This window comes from Pseudomonas lini (genome assembly GCF_030812475.1).
Taxonomy (GTDB): Bacteria; Pseudomonadota; Gammaproteobacteria; order Pseudomonadales; family Pseudomonadaceae; genus Aquipseudomonas; species Aquipseudomonas lini_A.
In genome coordinates, this window is the sequence record NZ_JAUSSR010000007.1 from 42,489 (window position 1) to 60,517 (window position 18,029).

Annotated in this window: 18 protein-coding genes; 13 read left to right on the plus strand and 5 right to left on the minus strand. The window is 58.8% G+C overall.

Going from position 1 to position 18,029, the window contains the following annotated elements; translation table 11 throughout:
* Positions 1-201: 201 nt before the first annotated feature.
* Positions 202-1,074 carry a non-homologous end joining protein Ku gene (ku, locus tag J2W17_RS14640; RefSeq protein ID WP_307335031.1) on the plus strand — a complete coding sequence of 291 codons (873 nt, stop codon included), beginning with the start codon at positions 202-204 and terminating at the stop codon, positions 1,072-1,074.
* 162 nt (positions 1,075-1,236) lie between these two features.
* Here the strand turns inward: ku and lpxO are convergent, their stop codons facing one another.
* Positions 1,237-2,136, minus strand: coding sequence for a lipid A hydroxylase LpxO (gene lpxO, locus J2W17_RS14645; protein ID WP_307335032.1), 900 nt, complete (start codon positions 2,134-2,136; stop codon positions 1,237-1,239).
* Between the two features lie 481 nt (positions 2,137-2,617).
* Here lpxO and J2W17_RS14650 point away from each other — a divergent pair, with 481 nt between their 5' ends.
* The 3 genes from J2W17_RS14650 (at position 2,618) to J2W17_RS14660 (ending at position 6,323) form a co-directional block, all read left to right on the plus strand.
* Positions 2,618-4,207: an ABC-F family ATPase gene (locus J2W17_RS14650; protein WP_307335034.1), complete on the plus strand. Its 1,590-nt coding sequence runs from the start codon at positions 2,618-2,620 to the stop codon at positions 4,205-4,207.
* A gap of 326 nt (positions 4,208-4,533) precedes the next feature.
* Positions 4,534-5,730 carry an MFS transporter gene (locus J2W17_RS14655; RefSeq protein WP_307335036.1) on the plus strand — a complete coding sequence of 399 codons (1,197 nt, stop codon included), beginning with the start codon at positions 4,534-4,536 and terminating at the stop codon, positions 5,728-5,730.
* A 167-nt stretch (positions 5,731-5,897) separates the two neighbouring features.
* Positions 5,898-6,323 carry a tail fiber domain-containing protein gene (locus J2W17_RS14660; protein ID WP_307335039.1) on the plus strand — a complete coding sequence of 142 codons (426 nt, stop codon included), beginning with the start codon at positions 5,898-5,900 and terminating at the stop codon, positions 6,321-6,323.
* 25 nt (positions 6,324-6,348) lie between these two features.
* Here the strand turns inward: J2W17_RS14660 and J2W17_RS14665 are convergent, their stop codons facing one another.
* The gene (locus J2W17_RS14665; RefSeq protein WP_307335040.1) at positions 6,349-7,386 is read right to left on the minus strand and encodes an alpha/beta hydrolase family protein; all 1,038 of its coding nucleotides are present in this window, start codon (positions 7,384-7,386) and stop codon (positions 6,349-6,351) included.
* A gap of 167 nt (positions 7,387-7,553) precedes the next feature.
* Positions 7,554-8,165, minus strand: coding sequence for an FMN-dependent NADH-azoreductase (locus tag J2W17_RS14670; RefSeq protein ID WP_307335042.1), 612 nt, complete (start codon positions 8,163-8,165; stop codon positions 7,554-7,556).
* Positions 8,166-8,292: 127 nt separating this feature from the next.
* On the opposite strand from J2W17_RS14670, the gene J2W17_RS14675 reads away from it, so the two are divergent.
* Together J2W17_RS14675 and J2W17_RS14680 are read left to right on the plus strand one after the other, a co-directional pair.
* Entirely contained in the window at positions 8,293-9,201 is a 909-nt protein-coding gene (locus tag J2W17_RS14675; protein ID WP_307335044.1) for a LysR substrate-binding domain-containing protein, read from the plus strand.
* Positions 9,198-9,557, plus strand: a complete 360-nt coding sequence (locus J2W17_RS14680; protein ID WP_307335046.1) for an MmcQ/YjbR family DNA-binding protein — start codon at positions 9,198-9,200, stop codon at positions 9,555-9,557. Before J2W17_RS14675 ends, J2W17_RS14680 begins: the two co-directional genes overlap by 4 nt.
* On the opposite strand, the gene J2W17_RS14685 is transcribed toward J2W17_RS14680, so the two are convergent.
* Positions 9,554-9,982, minus strand: a complete 429-nt coding sequence (locus tag J2W17_RS14685) for a DUF1294 domain-containing protein (RefSeq protein ID WP_307335048.1) — start codon at positions 9,980-9,982, stop codon at positions 9,554-9,556. The two genes, J2W17_RS14680 and J2W17_RS14685, sit on opposite strands and share 4 nt — an antisense overlap.
* On the minus strand, positions 9,979-10,809 hold the full coding sequence (locus tag J2W17_RS14690; RefSeq protein ID WP_064677579.1) for an undecaprenyl-diphosphate phosphatase: 831 nt from the start codon (positions 10,807-10,809) through the stop codon (positions 9,979-9,981). Before J2W17_RS14690 ends, J2W17_RS14685 begins: the two co-directional genes overlap by 4 nt.
* A 292-nt stretch (positions 10,810-11,101) precedes the next feature.
* Between J2W17_RS14690 and J2W17_RS31265 the strand changes: the two genes are divergently transcribed.
* The 7 genes from J2W17_RS31265 to J2W17_RS14725 all read left to right on the plus strand — a co-directional run bounded on the left by J2W17_RS31265 (position 11,102) and on the right by J2W17_RS14725 (position 17,990).
* Positions 11,102-12,736 (plus strand): methyl-accepting chemotaxis protein, encoded by a 1,635-nt coding sequence (locus tag J2W17_RS31265; RefSeq protein WP_307335052.1) that lies wholly within the window; start codon positions 11,102-11,104, stop codon positions 12,734-12,736.
* 945 nt (positions 12,737-13,681) lie between these two features.
* Positions 13,682-14,245 carry a nicotinamide riboside transporter PnuC gene (pnuC, locus tag J2W17_RS14700; RefSeq protein WP_307335054.1) on the plus strand — a complete coding sequence of 188 codons (564 nt, stop codon included), beginning with the start codon at positions 13,682-13,684 and terminating at the stop codon, positions 14,243-14,245.
* Positions 14,242-14,766 (plus strand): AAA family ATPase, encoded by a 525-nt coding sequence (locus tag J2W17_RS14705; RefSeq protein ID WP_307335837.1) that lies wholly within the window; start codon positions 14,242-14,244, stop codon positions 14,764-14,766. The genes pnuC and J2W17_RS14705 overlap by 4 nt, the downstream gene beginning before the upstream one ends.
* A 352-nt stretch (positions 14,767-15,118) precedes the next feature.
* Positions 15,119-15,571, plus strand: coding sequence for a hypothetical protein (locus J2W17_RS14710; protein ID WP_307335056.1), 453 nt, complete (start codon positions 15,119-15,121; stop codon positions 15,569-15,571).
* Between the two features lies 1 nt (position 15,572).
* Positions 15,573-16,151 (plus strand): adhesin, encoded by a 579-nt coding sequence (locus J2W17_RS14715; RefSeq protein ID WP_307335058.1) that lies wholly within the window; start codon positions 15,573-15,575, stop codon positions 16,149-16,151.
* 63 nt (positions 16,152-16,214) lie between these two features.
* Positions 16,215-17,246: a heme utilization protein gene (locus J2W17_RS14720; protein ID WP_307335060.1), complete on the plus strand. Its 1,032-nt coding sequence runs from the start codon at positions 16,215-16,217 to the stop codon at positions 17,244-17,246.
* A 63-nt stretch (positions 17,247-17,309) separates the two neighbouring features.
* Positions 17,310-17,990: a C39 family peptidase gene (locus J2W17_RS14725; RefSeq protein WP_307335062.1), complete on the plus strand. Its 681-nt coding sequence runs from the start codon at positions 17,310-17,312 to the stop codon at positions 17,988-17,990.
* The last annotated feature ends 39 nt before the right edge of the window (positions 17,991-18,029 follow it).

The window sequence follows — 18,029 nt, forward strand, 5'->3', positions numbered from 1 at the left end:
GAGGCCTCTGGAGGTCAGCGTGGATAGAGTCTTCGATAGCACGCTACGCCCGGGGTTCGCATTTGTTAATCAAAACCTCCCCCTCAAGATGTAACACCCTTTGACCGTACCGCTGATCCGCCCACGAGACGCGGCCTTAAGCGGCTGAAACTTTTGCGCCGGGCTACAGGTCACCTGATCATCACTTGGGAGAAGACGACGATGGCACGGGCAATCTGGAAAGGCGCAATCAGTTTCGGGCTGGTGCATATCCCTGTCGCGCTGGTTTCGGCGACGTCTTCCCAAGGGGTGGATTTTGACTGGCTCGACAGCCGCAGCATGGAGCCGGTCGGCTACAAGCGCGTCAACAAGGTCACCGGCAAGGAAGTCACCAAAGAACACATTGTCAAAGGCGTGCAGTACGAAAAGGGTCGCTATGTGGTGCTCAGTGAAGAGGAGATCAAGTCGGCGCACCCGCTGTCCACGCAAACCATCGATATCTTTGCCTTTGTCGACAGTGAACAGATCCCTTTGCAAAACATCGACACCCCTTACTACCTTGCACCTGATAAACGCGGCGGCAAGGTGTACGCGCTGCTGCGCGAAACCCTCAGCAAAACCAACAAGGTCGCCCTCGCCCACGTCGTGTTGCATACGCGCCAGCACCTGGCCGCGCTGATGCCCCTGGAGTCGGCCATGGTCCTGGTGATGCTGCGCTGGCCGGCCGAAGTGCGCAGCCTGGATACGCTCGAACTGGGCAGCGACGTCACCAGTGCGAAGCTGGTCAAAGGTGAACTGGACATGGCCAAACGGCTGGTGGAAGACATGAGCGCCGAATGGAGCCCTGAAGACTATCGCGACAGCTTCGAAGACAAGATCATGGCGCTGGTGGAGAAAAAGGCCCATGAAGGGAAGATCGAGGATGTGGAGACGGCGACGGGTGAAGAGGAACGCAAGACGGCGGATGTGATTGATTTGACTGAGTTGCTTAAACGCAGCCTGGGTGGCAAGGCAGGTAGTAAACCGGCGGCCAAACCCAAACCGGCCAGCAAATCGACACCGGCCAAAAAAGCCACAAAGCGCTCAAGTGGCTGACCGATCACAGGACATTCATGAGTGATGCGGTGCCAGTGCCGGCCCCTTTGCGGGCAAGCCGGCTCCCACAGGATTCAGTGTCAGCTCAGAAATTGGCGGCAAACGCCGAACCTTGTGGGAGCGGGCTTGCCCGCGAAGGCGTCATCCGCCGCGACATATCATTCAGATCAGCAAAAACACCGCCAGCAACCCACCCAAAATCGCCCACTTCTCCAGGTAATACAGCTTGCGATTACGCTTCTTCAGCGCCTTGCCCCGCAGGCGAAACTTGTAGATTCTGCCGAACAGGCGATTGATACCACCGGTTTTGTCACCCCCGTCGTTCGGCGCGCCCGCCGCCGCCATCACAGTGCGGCTGAACCAGCGATTGAACGCTGCCGCCCAGCGATACTTCATTGGCCGCTCAATGTCGCAGAACAAAATGATGCGATTGTGTTCGGTGGTGTTTTCGGCGTAATGAATGAAGGTTTCATCGAAAATGACCGCTTCACCGTCGCGCCAGTGGTAGTTCTCGCCATCGACGTTGATGTAGCAACCGGCATCGTTCGGCGTGTCCAGCCCCAGGTGGTAACGATAGGAACCGGCATACGGATCGCGGTGACGGACCAGCCTGGAGCCTGGGGGCAACTCGGCGAACATCGCCGCCTTGATCGAGCCGATGCTCTGCACCAGTTCCGTCGTGCGTGGACAGAGCTTCATGGCCGACGGGTGGCTGTCACCGTACCACTTCAGGTAAAAACGCTTCCAGCCGGTCTTGAAGAACGAATTGAAGCCGACATCGTCGTACTGGTTCGAGCGTTTGATCTCGCCAGCGCGGAGCAGGTGCTGGCCTTCGGCGCGAATGTCTTCCCAATGGGTCTGCAACGGACTCAAGTCAGGGAAATCGGCGGTGTCGAGATAAGGCCTGTTGGGGATTTTCGAGAACAGGTAAAGGAAGCAATTGACCGGTGCCAGAAACGTCGAGTGATCACTCAGCTGGCGGCCCAGTTTATGACGCACGCGTCCGCGCAAGTGAACGTATGCAATCGATACAACATAAATAACAGCGATGATGAGCTTCACGGGAAATCGTCACACGTCAGAAGTGAACAAACTGCGCCCCTGCGGGCCTTGTGCAGCGTCTGGAATCGAAACAGCGGTGCCGGGTGGCGCGTCCCTGAGCGCATGCCAACTGTCGGCATCAGGATGAAAGATGGCATTTTAGCCACTGTTTGTAACCAGTTGTTAGCATTCAGGTGTGAAAATCTGTCCGCTCAGGGTGCCAAAGCTGCCATATGGCCTTAACGCCCTATCGTTTAAAGAGCCAGACCAGTACAATCGCGGCCAAACATTATGCGCCCCCCTTGGTTGATGACGGGAATGAACCCCGCCTCAGCGCACTTCGACTCGGGCCAAGCGCTCCTTATGCTGCTGTCCACTTATTGCCAGATGGACCTTCCGCTTCTGACCGGGATGAATGTGCCGTGGTTCGGATACCGGAAACGGGTACTGAATCGGTACTGCCGCAACCCTTGCTACTCTTAAAGCTTCGCAGGAAAAACCCTTGATCTCTACAGCTAACATCACGATGCAGTTCGGCGCCAAGCCGCTATTCGAAAACGTTTCGGTGAAATTCGGCGCAGGCAACCGCTATGGCCTCATCGGCGCCAACGGTTGCGGCAAATCGACCTTCATGAAAATACTCGGTGGCGACCTCGAGCCATCGGGCGGCCAGGTCATGCTGGAGCCGAACGTACGTCTGGGTAAATTGCGCCAGGACCAGTTCGCCTACGAAGAATTCACCGTGATCGATACCGTGATCATGGGTCATGAAGAGCTGTGGAAGGTCAAGGCCGAGCGCGATCGCATCTACTCGCTGCCGGAAATGACCGAAGAAGACGGCATGGCCGTGGCCGAACTGGAAACCGAATTCGCCGAAATGGACGGCTACACCGCCGAATCCCGCGCCGGTGAACTGTTGCTGGGCCTGGGTATCGGCATCGAGCAGCATTTCGGCCCGATGAGTGAAGTGTCCCCAGGCTGGAAACTGCGCGTATTGCTGGCCCAGGCACTGTTCTCCGATCCGGAAGTGCTGTTGCTCGACGAACCGACCAACCACCTGGACATCAACACCATCCGCTGGCTGGAAAACGTGCTGACCCAGCGCTCCAGCCTGATGATCATCATCTCCCACGACCGTCACTTCCTGAACAGCGTGTGCACCCACATGGCTGACCTGGATTACGGCGAGCTGCGCCTGTTCCCGGGCAACTACGACGAGTACATGACCGTGGCGACCCAGTCCCGCGAGCAACTGCTGTCGGACAACGCCAAGAAGAAGGCACAGATTTCGGAGCTGCAATCGTTCGTCAGCCGCTTCTCGGCCAACGCCTCGAAAGCCAAGCAGGCCACCTCCCGCGCCAAGGCGATCGACAAGATCCAACTGGCCGAGGTCAAGCCTTCGAGCCGCGTGAGCCCGTTCATCCGTTTCGAACAAACCAAGAAGCTGCACCGCCAGGCGGTGATCGTCGAGCGCATGGCCAAAGGTTTCGACGGCAAGCCGCTGTTCAAGGACTTCAGCTTCCAGGTTGAAGCCGGCGAGCGCGTGGCGATCATCGGTCCGAACGGTATTGGCAAAACCACCCTGCTGCGCACCCTGGTCAACGAACTGACCCCGGATGCCGGTACCGTGAAGTGGACTGATGCTGCGGAACTGGGCTATTACGCCCAGGACCATGCCCACGACTTCGAAGACGACTGCAACCTGTTCGACTGGATGGGACAGTGGACCCAGGGCGGCGAGCAGATCGTTCGCGGCACCCTCGGCCGGATGCTGTTCTCCAACGATGAGATCCTCAAGTCGGTCAAGGTCATCTCCGGTGGTGAACAGGGTCGCATGCTGTTCGGCAAGCTGATCCTGCAAAAGCCGAACGTGCTGATCATGGACGAACCGACCAACCACCTGGACATGGAATCGATCGAAGCGCTGAACCTGGCGCTGGAAAACTACCCGGGCACGCTGATCTTCGTCAGCCACGACCGTGAGTTCGTATCGTCTCTGGCCACCCGCATTATCGAGTTGAGCGCCAGCGGCGTGATCGACTTCAGCGGCACCTATGATGACTACCTGCGTAGTCAGGGTGTTGTGTTCTAAGAGCAGCTATTAGTTCAAGCTGCAAGCTGCAAGTAAAAGCCCTGTCCTTGTGACGGGGCTTTTTGCATTTCATGGCCGATGATTTTGCCGGTGCTGAGGTCCTATTCGCGGGCAAGCCCGCTCCCACAGGGGTTTATGTCATACACAAATCCCGTGTACAGCACAAAACCCTGTGGGTGCGGGCTTGCCCGCGAAGAGGCCCTGACAGCCAATGAAGATACTGAAGACGCAGCCCGGATCTCAATCAACATAGTTAGCCTGCTTTCTTTTATTCCACGCCCGCGCCATGATGCAGTTCTCCCACCGCCGCCCGCGAACGAGCCCTCATGTCTGTGCAGCAACTGCCCCCGCAAAGCTCCCTGGCGATCACCCTGCAGATCGTCTCCATCGTCTTTTATACCTTCGTTGCCTTCCTGTGCATCGGCCTACCAATCGCCGTCTTGCCGGGGTATGTGCACGAACAGTTGGGCTTCAGCGCCGTCGTGGCGGGATTGACCATCGGCTGCCAGTATCTGGCCACCCTGCTCAGCCGGCCCATGGCCGGGCGCATGTCGGACAACATTGGCACCAAGCGGGCGATCGTTTACGGGCTTTCGGGGATTGTGTTGAGCGGCGTGTTGACCTTGATTTCCACGCTGCTGCAAAGTTTTCCCCTGCCGAGCCTGTTGATCCTGATTGCCGGCCGCTTGCTGCTGGGGGTCGCCCAGGGTCTGATCGGCGTCGGCACCATCAGCTGGTGCATGGGCCAGGTCGGCGCTGAACACACCGCGCGTTCGATCTCCTGGAACGGCATTGCTTCCTATGGGGCCATCGCCATCGGTGCGCCGCTGGGGGTGGTGATGGTCAGTGAGCTGGGATTCGCCAGCCTGGGTATCGCACTGTCACTGATGGCACTGGCGGCATTGCTGCTGATCCGCAACAAACCCTCGGTGCCGGTGATTCGCGGCGAGCGCCTGCCATTTTGGGCGGTGTTTGGGCGCATTGCGCCATTTGGCGCAAGCCTGAGCCTGGCCTCCATCGGCTACGGCACCCTGACCACTTTTATCACTTTGTATTACGTCAGCCGCGGCTGGGCTGGCGCGGCTTACTGCCTGACGGTGTTTGGGGTCTGTTTCATTCTGGCGAGACTGTTGTTCATTTCCAGCATCAGCCGCTTCGGTGGATTCACCTCGGCGATTGCCTGCATGAGTATTGAAACCCTGGGCCTGGGGTTGCTGTGGCTTGCGCCCTCGACCAGTTATGCATTGATCGGTGCAGGGCTGACCGGCTTCGGCCTGTCGCTGGTGTACCCGGCACTGGGTGTGGAGGCGATCAAGCAGGTGCCCAATTCCAGTCGCGGCGCGGGGTTGAGTGCCTACGCGGTGTTTTTCGACCTGGCGCTGGCGATTGCCGGGCCGTTGATGGGTGCCATCGCCTTGAACCTGGGGTACTCGTGGATTTTCTTTAGCGCGGCGTTGTTGTCGGTGAGCGGACTCGGCTTGACCTTGTTGCTGGCACGGCTGGCTGAACGCTCGGCTAGTTGAATCCCGTTTAAATAGACGTGCAACAGAAAGTTAAACAATTTTAACCACATTCAACATGTAGCATTTCGAATCGAATAATGCAAAGTGCCAGCGTTGTTTTAATTATTAATTACGACAATATCCAGACGGTGCAGTTAATATTAGATCGACAATGGAATTGACAAAAAATGCGCATATTACCTCTAACTTTTCTCTCCCCGATGGTGGCGTTCGCCCTTATCTCCTCCGCACATGCAGAAAACTCGGTTCAACAGCAAATCTGCCATAACGGCAAGTGCTGGGATCTCGGCGACATCGGCAGCGAGTGTTGCCCATTCAGCGATGAGCGATTGAAAACCAATGTCCAGCGCCTGGAAAACCCGACCGAAAACCTCCTGAAACTGCGGGGTGTAACGTTCAACTGGAAGCAAAACGACCAAGCGGATATAGGCCTGATCGCTCAGGACGTGCAAAACATTTACCCACAGTTAGTGCGTACTGAGGGCGGTCATCTGCAAGTAGACTACCAAAAACTTGTAGCGCCTCTTATCGAATCGGTTCGCGAGCTGAATTCAAGGGTTCAAACACTGGAAGCTGCCCTGGCCAATAAGTAACCGATCATACAATTCGCCGACCAGCTCATTGGTCGGCGGTTTGCATTCCTACTCTGCCTGAATTGCCCAACGCATGGAAAAAGAACCGGCTGGCTTCGGAAGTCATGGTCCTATGAATGTCCTTGCGATCGACGCCATCGGCGTCGGTGCACAAGGCAGGCATCGCCGCCAGTTGCTCTTCGGTACAAGGCGCCATGAACACGAAGTGCCCGGCCCCGGCCAGCAACTTGAAGTCCGGCGCGATCGGCAACTTGCGCGCCAGCGCTGCGGCATTTTTGTCGAATGCCACCAGTTTGTCGCCGTCGCCACTGTAAAGCAGTACCGGCACGTGTACGTCGGCCAGGGTATGGCGCCCGAACTTCAGACTAAGCGGCGCCATCAGCAGCAAGGCATGAACCCGTGGGTCGGCCACCGGTTGCAGGTCATCACGATCTGCGATCAATTCGCCTTGGGTGTTGCAGGCATCGCGATCATCCGGCCGCTCCCGGCAATAGCGGCGCAGACGGTCCAGGTCAGGCGTCGCACCGCAGAGGATCAATGCGGTTTCCCCACCTGCCGAATAACCGATCACGCCAACCTGGTGGGCGTTGACGAAGGGCGCAAGCATGGAATCGCCCAAGGTCGCGGTGATGGCTTGGGAAATCTGGATCGGCCGGCCGTAGAGATTGCTCAAGGTGCCCAGGCGGCTATGGTCCCTGGAATTGTCGCCGGGATGGATTACCGCCACCACGACGAAACCCGTGCGCGCCAGCGAGGTGGCGAGATCGTGCAGGGCCAGCGGGGTTCCGGTGTTGCCATGGGACAGCATCAGCATCGGAAAACGACCGATGGCGACGCGCGCGTCTTCGCCGGCTTCGACCGTATAGCCCTCGAGTGTGCTGGTGTGTTCCTTGTCGCTGGAGGGATAGAAGGCGATGGCGCGCATCGGCTGTTGGTCCAGCGGATCGAGAAAGCTCATCTCATGGAAACCGACGCTCCAGTGCGGATGCGACGCAGGGGCGGCGTGCACTGAATTCAGGCTGGCGAGCACACACATCAGCAAGCTTGCACATAGACGCACCATGGAATGCCCCACCCTGTTCGTGACCGCAACCGGCAACCTTCGACTGCCTGTCCCGGGCCAGAGCTTGCAACACTCAGAAACAAAAAACTCCGCACCTGGCACTTGCGTGACCAGAATACAGAGTTTTTGACTGTTGCCCGAGCTGTTTGTGGCCGTTTGCGTGCGCCTTATGCGGCGTCGAACAGCTGCTCGCTGATATGCGCCTGTGCATCGCTCATGGCTTTGGTACGCACTTCATCACCGTACGCCAGGCCATGGGCGCGGACGAACTCGATGTCGGTGATACCGAGAAAACCGAACATCACCTTCAAGTACTCTTCGTGGGCAACGCCAGTGGCCTCCCCAAGATGCAGACCGCCGGACGTCGACACGATCACCACTTTCTTGTTACCGCACAGGCCTTCAGGGCCGGCTTCGGTGTAGCGAAAGGTCTGACCGGCAACGGCAATTCGGTCGATCCAGGCCTTGAGTTGGGTCGGAATGGTGAAGTTGTACATCGGGGCTGCGACCACCACGGCATCGGCGGCGAGGAATTCAGCCAGGGCCTGGGCGCTCAGCTCGGCTTCGTGCTGTTGCGCCGCATCGCGCAGTTCAGCCGTGGTGCCGGCAGCCACCAGGGTGTTGGCGGAGAAATGGCTGATGGCATCGGCAGCCAGGTCACGGTAAGTCACCACCGCACTCGGCTCGGCGGTTTGCCAGGCTTTGACTACTTCGCTGCTCAGCTGACGGGAAGCCGAGTTGTCGCCAAGAATGCTCGAATCGATATGCAGCAATTTCATGTGGGATCTCCAAGTGAGGACCGCTCATGGCGATCTGATGGTTACCATCCTACAGACGAAACCAATAGCTGATTAGCTGGCTAAAATGCGATAGTTCGTCCCACTGATAGAACAATCGAGTGACGGTATGCAAGACCTCAATGATCTCTACTATTTTGCCAAGGTGGTCGAAGCCGGTGGCTTCGCGGCGGCCGGGCGTTTGCTCGGGATTCCCAAATCGCGCCTGTCGCGACGAATCGCCGAACTGGAAGAACGCCTGGGCGCTCGATTGCTGCAGCGCACCACCCGCCAACTCAAGCTGACGGCCGTGGGCGAGCGTTACCTGCGACACTGTCAGGCGATGCTGCTGGAAGCCGAGATGGCCGATGAAGCAGTGGCCAGCATGTCCAGCGAACCCCGGGGACGTCTTCGGGTGTCCTGCCCGGTGGGCTTGGCACACGAAATACTGCCGGGCGTGATCAGTGATTTCCTGGAGAAATTCCCACAGGTTCAACTGGAGGTCATGTTGCTCAATCGTCGGGTCGACCTGGTCACCGAAGGCGTCGATGTCGCCCTGCGCGTACGGGATTTGGGCGACGAAGACCCCTTGCTGGTCACCCGACGCCTGCGTCAGGCGCAAATGGCGATGGTCGCCAGCCCCGCCTTCCTGCATGGACGTGAAATCAACCACCCTGAAGACCTGAAGAATTTGCCTGTGCTCGGTGCGCTGGAAGCCGATCGCATGGTGCACATCCGCCTGCTCGATCAACAGGGCAGCAGCGTCGACTTGGCCCTCGAAGCACGATTGGGTATCGACGATTTCATCGTGCGCAAGGCCTGCACCCTGGCGGGCCAGGGCTTTACACTGTTGCCGATGATGTATTGCGAGCAGGCGCTGGCAGACGGCTCACTGGTGCAATTGCTGCCGGACTGGTCATTGCCTGGCGGCTGGCTGCAAGCGGTCTACCCTCATCGGCGCGGTGTGATGCCGGCGGTACGGGTCTGGATCGACCATTTGATCGAATCATTCAACGCCTGCGGAGAACGATTGTTATGAAGGCCGTACGCATGAGCGAAGACGATGTGGCGAAGTTCTGCCTGGCATTGCCCGGTGCGCGGGAAGACTACAAGTGGGGTGGCGTGCGGGTGTTTTCGATTGCCGGGAACAAGATGTTCGCCTTGCAGAACCTGCGGGGCGCATCCTTGGCGTTCAAGGTCGACAAGGACCTGTTTGTCGGCCATTGCGACCGCCCGGGCATACATCCGGCACCTTATCTGGCGCGGGCGCAGTGGATCATCATGGCAACGCCCTACCCGCTCGGCGCCGAAGAGCTGCAAGCGATGTTGCAACGATCCCACCAACTGGTGGTGCGCAAGTTGCCCAAGCGCACCCAAGTGGGACTGCTGCTTTAGAGCAACGCGAAAAGATGTGCGCCGAGGAACAGCTGGTCGATCCAGAACACCTGATGCAGCAGCACGATCATCCAGAACAGCAGCTGAAACGAAAGCTTGCGCGTCTTGTGCCGGAACACCTGCTGGGCCAGCAAGGCGCCTGGCCAGCCTCCGGCGAGTTCCAGCCCATGCAACACGTTCTCCGGTATGCGCCAGTGATCGAGCCGGGCCTTGCGCTTGTCGCTCCAGTACAGCAGGAACGCCAGCGCGCTGACGATGCCATAGGCCACCAGGGGCACCCGCGAAATGCCCCCCAGCCACATCGTCATCGACCCCGACAGCGGAAGCGCGCACAGGATTGCAAACACCAGCAGTTTCAGCCGGGGACGGCGAAACTCGCCCCCGGACCGACGTCCGGGGTTGTTGCGCGCGCTGGAGTCGTTCATGGCGTGACGGCAGTCCAGTCGACCCAGCCGAACTGCCAGGTGGCGAGGATGAACAGGCCGAACACGATTCGATACCAGGCGAACGCCGCGTAGCTGTGACTGCCGATGAACACGAGCAGGCCGCGCACGGCAATCATCGCAAAGATGAACGCCGTGACGAAGCCGATGGCGAACACAGGAAAATCGGCCGGCACGAACAGGTCGCGGTATTTGTAGCCCGAGTACACCGCCGCGCCGACCATGGTCGGCATCGCCAGGAAGAACGAGAACTCGGTGGCGGTCTTGCGCGACAAGCCGAACAGCAAACCGCCAATGATCGTCGAACCGGAGCGCGAGGTCCCCGGGATCATGGCCAGGCACTGGGCAAAGCCGATTTTCAAGGCGTCCTTCCAGGTGATTTCGTCGACGGTGTGGGCATGTACTTCATGCTGACGCTGTTCAGCCCACAGCATGACGACACCGCCCACGACCAACGCCGTGGCCACGGTGATCGGGTTGAACAGGTAATGGTGGATCAGGTCGGCGAAAATCACCCCCAATACCACAGCCGGCATAAAGGCGATCAGCAGGTTCGCGGTAAAGCGTCGAGCGCCTGGCTGGGTCGGCAAGCCGACGACCACATCGAAAATCTTGCGGCGAAATTCCCACACCACCGCCAGGATCGCGCCGAGCTGGATGATGATGTTGAAGGCCATGGCCCGCTCACCCCCGAAGTCCAGCAGGTCGGCCACGATGATCTGGTGCCCGGTACTGGAAATGGGCAAAAACTCCGTCAATCCCTCAACAACGCCAAGTATCAATGCCTGAAAGGCGGTCCAAAGATCCATCAATCCCCCAAGAAGCGATGCGCCAGGCATGCCCCGTTAATATTTTTCAGAACGCCACTGTAACCAGTGCAGATGAAGTCCCGCGCGCGCAATTGCCCCACAAAACCGTAAAAATTCCGTGAAAAATCAACTTGGACTCAGGTTTTTCCGCGCGGGGCCGAAATCCTATCAGACAAGCCCGATTAACGCTGCCGCCTTTATACGGATCGAGGCTTCCAGGCCCGTCCGGCATCGCGTGACTGAAGGCTGGCGATCAATTATTACAAGAACAAGAAACCGGAGTGACAGCGTTATGAACAGCTTGCGCAATATGTCGATCAGCCGACGTTTGTGGCTCATTTTGATCGTGGCCGTCTTGATGTTGATGACGTTGGGCGCCTTGATGCTTAAACAGATTCATCAGGACTTGTATCAAGCCAAGGCACAGAAAACCCAGCACGTGGTGCAGACCGCCAGCGGGATTCTGAGCTATTACCAGGGCCTGGAGACCGCCGGTACCCTGACCCGGGAAGCGGCGCAGAAGCAGGCGCTGACGGCAGTTCGCGGCCTGCGTTATGACCAGAACGATTATTTCTGGATCAACGACCTTACCCCCGTCATGGTCATGCACCCGACCAATCCGAAACTCGACGGCCAGAACCTCTCGACAATCCGCGATCCGGACGGGTTCGCGTTGTTCAACGAAATGGTCGCCGTGGCCAAGGCCAAGGGTGCCGGGACGATCGACTATCGCTGGCCGAAACCGGGCGCCAGCGCCCCGGTCGAGAAAACTTCCTACGTCAAATTGTTCGAACCCTGGGGCTGGGTGATCGGTTCGGGTGTGTACATCGATGACATGCAGGACGAGTTTTACACCCAGGTCGGGAAAGCCTCGTTAATGGGCCTGGTGATTGCCCTGATCATGGCGCTGCTGGTGATCCTGATTGCCCGCAGCATCGTGCGTCCGCTTCAGGAAACCGTGAACGCCATGGCCAACATCGCCAGTGGCGAGAGCGACCTGACCCGCAGCCTCGACACCCACGGCCAGGATGAGGTCACGCAACTGGCACGCCACTTCAATGCCTTCACCGCCAAACTGCGGCAGGTGATCAGCGAACTGCAGGCATCAGCCAGTGCCCTGGGCCAGTCTTCCAGCGAGTTGGGCAACGACGCCGACCAGGCCCGGCAACGCAGCCAGCAGCAGTCCCAGCAGATGGAACTGGTGGCCACGGCCATCAACGAAGTGACCTACGGCGTGCAGGACGTGGCCAAGAATGCCGAGCACGCCGCCAGCGAAATGCGCGATGCCGAGTCCCAGGCGCAGCAAGGCCAGGTTAACATCGATGGCAGCCTGCAACAGATCGACAAACTGTCCTCCACGATCGATCAGGCGGTAGACGTGATTCGCACCCTGGCCGCCGAAAGCACGCAGATTGGCAGCGTCCTGGAAGTGATCCGTTCCATCGCCGAGCAAACCAACCTGCTGGCCCTGAATGCCGCGATCGAAGCGGCCCGGGCCGGCGAGCAAGGGCGCGGTTTTGCGGTGGTGGCCGATGAAGTGCGGTTGCTGGCCCAGCGAACCCAGAAGTCCACGGCCGAAATCCAGTCGATGATCGAGCGCCTGCAAAGCCACTCCGAAGCGGCGGTAAAAGTGATCGGTGACAGCAGTCGCGCCTCGCAGTTGACCATCGAACAGGCCGGACTGGCCGGTGCGAGCCTCAATGCCATTGGCCAGGCGCTGCGCAACCTCAACGGGCTCAACGCTTCCATCGCCAGCGCGACCCTGCAACAGGCCCATGTGGTCGAGGACATTAACCAGAACGTCACCCAGGCCGCCGGCTTGTCCCACAGCACGGCGCTGGCGGCGGAACAATCGAGCCTGGCCAGTGTGCATCTCAGGGAACTGAGCGAGCAATTGAACGGGTTGCTCAGGCAGTTTCGGGTGTAGCCAGTGAGTATTTGGCGGGTTTTTGATGGTGTACATATCCGTTGCTGCGGTAACGGCCGCTGATGGTTCCGCTCTTACAGCGGGTCACTTGGAAAAGCGCCAAGTAACCAAGCGCTCTTGCCCCTTTCGTTCGGTGCCTCGCCTAGGCTCGGCATGCCCTCGCTCCGGTCCTGCTCCGTGGGCCCGCCGCCATCGGCCATCCATGGCCGGGGGCGGCTAACCCGGCATCCATGCCGGGTTGCCCACTGCGCAGAACCTCCACTCGGCCTCTCGATGGGGCGTGCACAGCCAAAGCCAAAGCGAGGCGGCCTACCGGCCGGCCTATCCTTTGAAGCGCACGCGTCCCCCTGTAGGAGCGAGCTCGCTCGCGATGGACTCGAGAGCGCCGCGTTTAACAGTAAACACGCGTTATCGTTAACGACCATCGCGAGCAAGCTAGCTCCTACAATGGATCGGCGTACATCGACGCCCTTCACCACTCATCAGGCCGAGCGTTAGCTCGCCTGCAGCTCTTGATCTTGATCCACCCGCCCCTTCGGGAGGCTGAGTGGAGGTGTTCATCCGGGGAGTGGCGCGCAGCGCCGTTCGACGCAGTCGAACACGCTGCATGTAGGTCGTCGCGAAGCCAACCTGCGGGCTGTGTCCCCGGATGAATACCGGAGCGAAGGCACCCCGAGCTTTAGCGAGGGGCCGGACGCCGGGGCGAGCCTTTTTGGGTACTTTTTTGGCGTTTGAAAAAAGTGCCTCGCCGTAAGGGCGAAACCCTAAGTAGACGTTACCGCAGCAACGGATATGCCCACGATCAAAGAATCCGAAAACCGCAACGGATATGCACACGATCAAAGAATCCGAAAACCGCAACCAATATGTACACGATCGAACAACCCACCACCCACGCCTACCCGTTACAATCGCCCCCCTCTCCAACTTCCCCAAGGAACCCCCATGTCCGGGCTTGAACTGTTTGCCGCCACCCTCGGCGTCATCGCCGTCTGGTTGACGGTCAAACAGAACCCCTGGTGCTGGCCGATCGGCCTGGTCATGGTGTCGCTCTACAGCTGGATCTTTTTTGAAGTGAAGCTGTATTCCGACATGTTGCTGCAGGTGATCTATGCCGCCTTGCAGCTGTATGGCTGGTGGCAATGGACCCGTGCGGGCGATACCCGTCAGGGGCGTCAGGTCAGCCTGCTCGATGGTCGATCGATAACGGTCAGTCTTGCCATTGGCGCAATCGGCAGTCTGATCCTGGGGGCCGTCATGGCCCACTGGACCGATGCCGCCCAACCCTGGCTCGATGCGGCGCTCACCGGTTTCAGCCTGGTGGCGCAAGTCTGGATGGCGCAGAAACGCGTGCAATGCTGGCCACTGTGGATCACCCTCGACGTGGTTTTCGTCGGGCTTTTTATCTACAAGAGCATGTACCTGACCGCCGGCCTCTACGGGCTGTTTGCGGTGATAGCCGTGCAAGGCTGGCGGGAATGGCGCGCCGATCCGGTATTGCGCACATGAAAGTCCTGGTGCTCACCGGCCCCGAATCCAGTGGCAAGAGCTGGCTCGCGGCCGAGCTGCAAGCACGGTTCGGAGGCCTTCTGGTGGATGAATATGTCCGCTGGTTCATCGAGCAGAACCCGCGCGACACGTGCCTGGCCGACATTCCCCACATAGCCCGCGGACAACTGCAATGGGAAGACGAGGCCCGCGCCCGACAGCCGCAATTGCTGCTGCTGGACACTCACCTGCTGAGCAACATCCTCTGGAGCCAGACCCTGTTCGGCGATTGCCCCGCCTGGATCGAACAGGCATTGCTGGCCAGGAGGTACGACTTGCACCTGGTGTTATCCCCCGAAAACGTCCCCTGGACCGACGACGGTCAGCGTTGCCAACCCGAACTGGGTCAACGCCGGGCGTTCTTCGATCAGACCCTCGCCTGGCTGGAGCACCATCGACAACCGGTTCAGGTGCTGGAGGGTGATTGGGCAGCGCGTCGCACCCAGGCCCTGAACGCCGTTGAACGACTGCTCGATTGTTGACTGTTCTTGCGAATTCCCACCCCAATTCCCCTGTTTTGGGGGGAAAGTGTCCGTTTTTGAAACACTCTTGCCAGCTCAAACTCGCGATTTGAACGGGTTCATAATCTTTACACCTCGGCTGTTAAGCCAGTGATACACATCGCCGTCAACCCCCGTTTTAGAGCATTGCAACCACTTTGACCGGATGAAGGCACTTTGGACTGTCTCAAACTTGAAACAGTGCCAACAAGCCCGTTCCGCGCATAATTCGCAAGCTATTGAATTACCACGACTATCAAAAAGCGGCACAGCTTTCGCTCTCTCCTTCATAACGCTGACAGATGCCAGCCCACAAGAAGAAGGAATTGCCGCTGTGGGGACTTTCAATAAAGGGTTAACCAGCTTACTGCTGATTGGATGTGCCGCCAGCTCGGTGCTCAGTCTCAGTGTTCAAGCCGAAGGCAACGGTTCCATCGTACTGCAACGCGACGTCCAGCCGGTTCATTTCGGACGTGACGGTGGCAAGGACCCCTACCCGAACACCGTCAACGCCAACCCTTCGTCACGCATCCAGTCGACCCTCAAGAGCACCGAGTTGAGCGACGGCGACTTCGCCAGCATCGCCAGCGGTTCGTCCATCGGCGGCAACAACATCAACCAGAACAACCCTGGCATGCAAGGCCTCAATGTGGTCACCAACCCCAACGGCATGCCTGGCATGTCTGCGGGTCACAGCGGCGGCAGTGGTAGTGCGATCTCGGGCACCATCAACCGTGCCATGAGTACCGGCCTCGCCCCACTGGGCAGACTGGCTGGAGGCCAATGACATGACTCGTTCATTGATAGTCCTCGCACTGCTCGGTTGCACCAGCGCCATGGCCGACTCCAGCGTCAGCACGGTGAACAGCGCCAGGATCCAGGATTCCGGCACCCAGTACAAAGGCAACTTCAACGTCAACCAGGCCGCCGGTGACCAACAGCAACAGACCAACGTACGGGCGATCGCCATCGGCACCGAAGCTGCCGCGACCACCCGCATCAACCAGAAAATAAATACCTCCGCCAATCCGTCGATGAACGCGACGGCCACCATCGGCGGCACCTCTTTCAGTAATGGCAACGGTGTACTGGGCGTCAACCAGGGCGCCGGGGCCAACAACCAGATGGCCAACGCCATGCGCATCAGCATCAGTGCTGCGCCGCAGAGCGTCGACGATAGCGCCCTTTCTCAACAGAACGTGGCGTTGCAACCAAGCTCAGGAGCAACTGGCACCTCAATCGGCAGTCGCCAGGTCGTGACAAGCGACCAGGCCTTCACCGGCAGTCGAGGGGTGATCCAGGTGAACCAGAGTGCCGGGGTGGGGAACCGAATGGCTAACACCCTGAGCATCCGGGTCGCTGACTGACCCAAACGCAGTGCGATTGGAAAGTACCAACACTTAACCAACTAATAAGCACGGAGAAACACCATGAAACCTACAATGGCTCTCAAACCACTGGTTTTCGCTCTGGCAGCAGTGATGGCAATCGCGGCACAGGCAGGCGGACGTGATGATGATCGTGGTCACGGCAATGGTCACGGCAACGGGCACGGAAACGGCCATGGCAACCCTCGGGGCCCAAGCCTGGAACAGATCCTGGCACTCAGTGCCGGTGCAGGCGCCATCGTCGTGGACCAACAATCCAGCGGGGGCAACACCGTTACCAACCAAGGCACCAAAAATGGCGCCGCGATGGATAACTCGCTGAACGGCTCCAACGGCAACATGGGCGCCAACGTTGCAGCCGGCGACGGCAACCAACAAGACAACGCCGCTGCCCTGGCCACCTCTGACGAAAGCTTCATCTTCGGCACCGCGGTAGCGGCTTCCAGCGCCACTCAAGTCAACAGTGGGAACACCGTTTACAACTCCTCCAGCACCAACGCTGCGTCCCTCAACAATGGCGGCAACAATGGTTCCGGCAACATCGGCATCAACGTGGCCTCCGGCAACTTCAACCAACAGAAAAACAACCTGGCCATCGCCGTATCGGGCGGCCGTGTAGCACAAGCTTCTGCTGCGGCCAACCAAACCTCCGGCGGCTTGAATGTCAGCAACGGCGCGACTCAGGCCTACACTAAAGAAACCCTGGTGGGGACCTTCAACGCTGCTGGTGTGTTCGTGGCTAAAGGCACCGCGATTACCGAAGGCGATGATGACCACGGCGGTTGGGGCAACAAAGGCGGCGGTTATGGCGGCGGCCACGGTGGCGGCCATGGCGGCAACAATGGCGACACCAAGTCCGACTTCGTTGCGGTCGGCGTATTCGGTCTGGCCGGCGTGACCACCCAACAACAAATGACACCAAACGGCTGGAAAAACCCTGTAACCAACACGGCTGTCATGTCCAACTCGATGAATGGCTTCTCCGGCAACGGCGGTGCCAACGTAGCGTCTGGTGTAGGCAACCAACAAAGCAACTCGCTGTCCATCGCTGCCGGCTGCCAAGTCTGCCTGTAATCGCGATCGAAACAAAAGCCCCGGCAACGGGGCTTTTCCACAGTCCGCAAAGGCGTATCGATCATGCGTAAGACTGCCCTCCTCGCTCTGCTGTGCCTGTCTGGCTTGACTCAGGCAGCACAGATGCCGGTTGCCGCGTTACCTGGCGGCGTACTGGTCTACAAGGAAGTCCAGAGTTTGCGTGAGCGCAAGTTCAGCGACATCGTCGAACAGAAAACCGACTTCAGTTGTGGCGCTGCCGCACTGGCGACGGTGTTACGCCAGGCCTATTGGCTCGACGTCGATGAAGAGCACATCGTCAAAGGCATGCTGGTCAACGCTGACCAGGACCTGGTTCGTACCCAGGGTTTTTCCATGCTGGACATGAAGCGCTACATAGAAAGCATCGGCATGCGCGCCCGGGGCTACAAGATCCCACCTGAAAAGCTGGATGCAGTAACGATTCCGGTGGTGGTACTGATGGAAATTCGCGGCTACAAGCACTTCGTGGTGATGCAGCGGGCAGACAAGAATTGGGTCTACATCGGCGACCCGGTCCTCGGTCATAAACGCTACACCCATGATGACTTCGTCAAAGGCTGGAACGGCATTGTCTTCGCTATCGTGGGCCCGGGTTATGACAAAACCAATGCTCTACGCAGTCCACCGGAACCCCTGACAGCCAAAAACAAGCTGGATAACTTCAATCCGGTCAAAGATGCCGAATTGATGGATTTTGGCTTCATACAGAGCGACTTCTTTTAATCGCCCAAAATGATAGTGGGGCAGGATGCTCCGGGAGCA

Excerpts from the sequence above, each read along its gene's own strand:
- ku (WP_307335031.1), top strand. The coding sequence starts at position 202 with ATGGCACGGGCAATCTGGAAAGGCGCAATCAGTTTCGGGCTGGTGCAT.
- J2W17_RS14655 (WP_307335036.1), top strand. The coding sequence starts at position 4,534 with ATGTCTGTGCAGCAACTGCCCCCGCAAAGCTCCCTGGCGATCACCCTG.
- J2W17_RS14660 (WP_307335039.1), top strand. The coding sequence starts at position 5,898 with ATGCGCATATTACCTCTAACTTTTCTCTCCCCGATGGTGGCGTTCGCC.
- J2W17_RS14665 (WP_307335040.1), bottom strand. The coding sequence starts at position 7,386 with ATGGTGCGTCTATGTGCAAGCTTGCTGATGTGTGTGCTCGCCAGCCTG.
- J2W17_RS14670 (WP_307335042.1), bottom strand. The coding sequence starts at position 8,165 with ATGAAATTGCTGCATATCGATTCGAGCATTCTTGGCGACAACTCGGCT.
- J2W17_RS14675 (WP_307335044.1), top strand. The coding sequence starts at position 8,293 with ATGCAAGACCTCAATGATCTCTACTATTTTGCCAAGGTGGTCGAAGCC.
- J2W17_RS14680 (WP_307335046.1), top strand. The coding sequence starts at position 9,198 with ATGAAGGCCGTACGCATGAGCGAAGACGATGTGGCGAAGTTCTGCCTG.
- J2W17_RS14685 (WP_307335048.1), bottom strand. The coding sequence starts at position 9,982 with ATGAACGACTCCAGCGCGCGCAACAACCCCGGACGTCGGTCCGGGGGC.
- J2W17_RS14690 (WP_064677579.1), bottom strand. The coding sequence starts at position 10,809 with ATGGATCTTTGGACCGCCTTTCAGGCATTGATACTTGGCGTTGTTGAG.
- J2W17_RS31265 (WP_307335052.1), top strand. The coding sequence starts at position 11,102 with ATGAACAGCTTGCGCAATATGTCGATCAGCCGACGTTTGTGGCTCATT.
- pnuC (WP_307335054.1), top strand. The coding sequence starts at position 13,682 with ATGTCCGGGCTTGAACTGTTTGCCGCCACCCTCGGCGTCATCGCCGTC.
- J2W17_RS14705 (WP_307335837.1), top strand. The coding sequence starts at position 14,242 with ATGAAAGTCCTGGTGCTCACCGGCCCCGAATCCAGTGGCAAGAGCTGG.
- J2W17_RS14715 (WP_307335058.1), top strand. The coding sequence starts at position 15,573 with ATGACTCGTTCATTGATAGTCCTCGCACTGCTCGGTTGCACCAGCGCC.
- J2W17_RS14720 (WP_307335060.1), top strand. The coding sequence starts at position 16,215 with ATGAAACCTACAATGGCTCTCAAACCACTGGTTTTCGCTCTGGCAGCA.
- J2W17_RS14725 (WP_307335062.1), top strand. The coding sequence starts at position 17,310 with ATGCGTAAGACTGCCCTCCTCGCTCTGCTGTGCCTGTCTGGCTTGACT.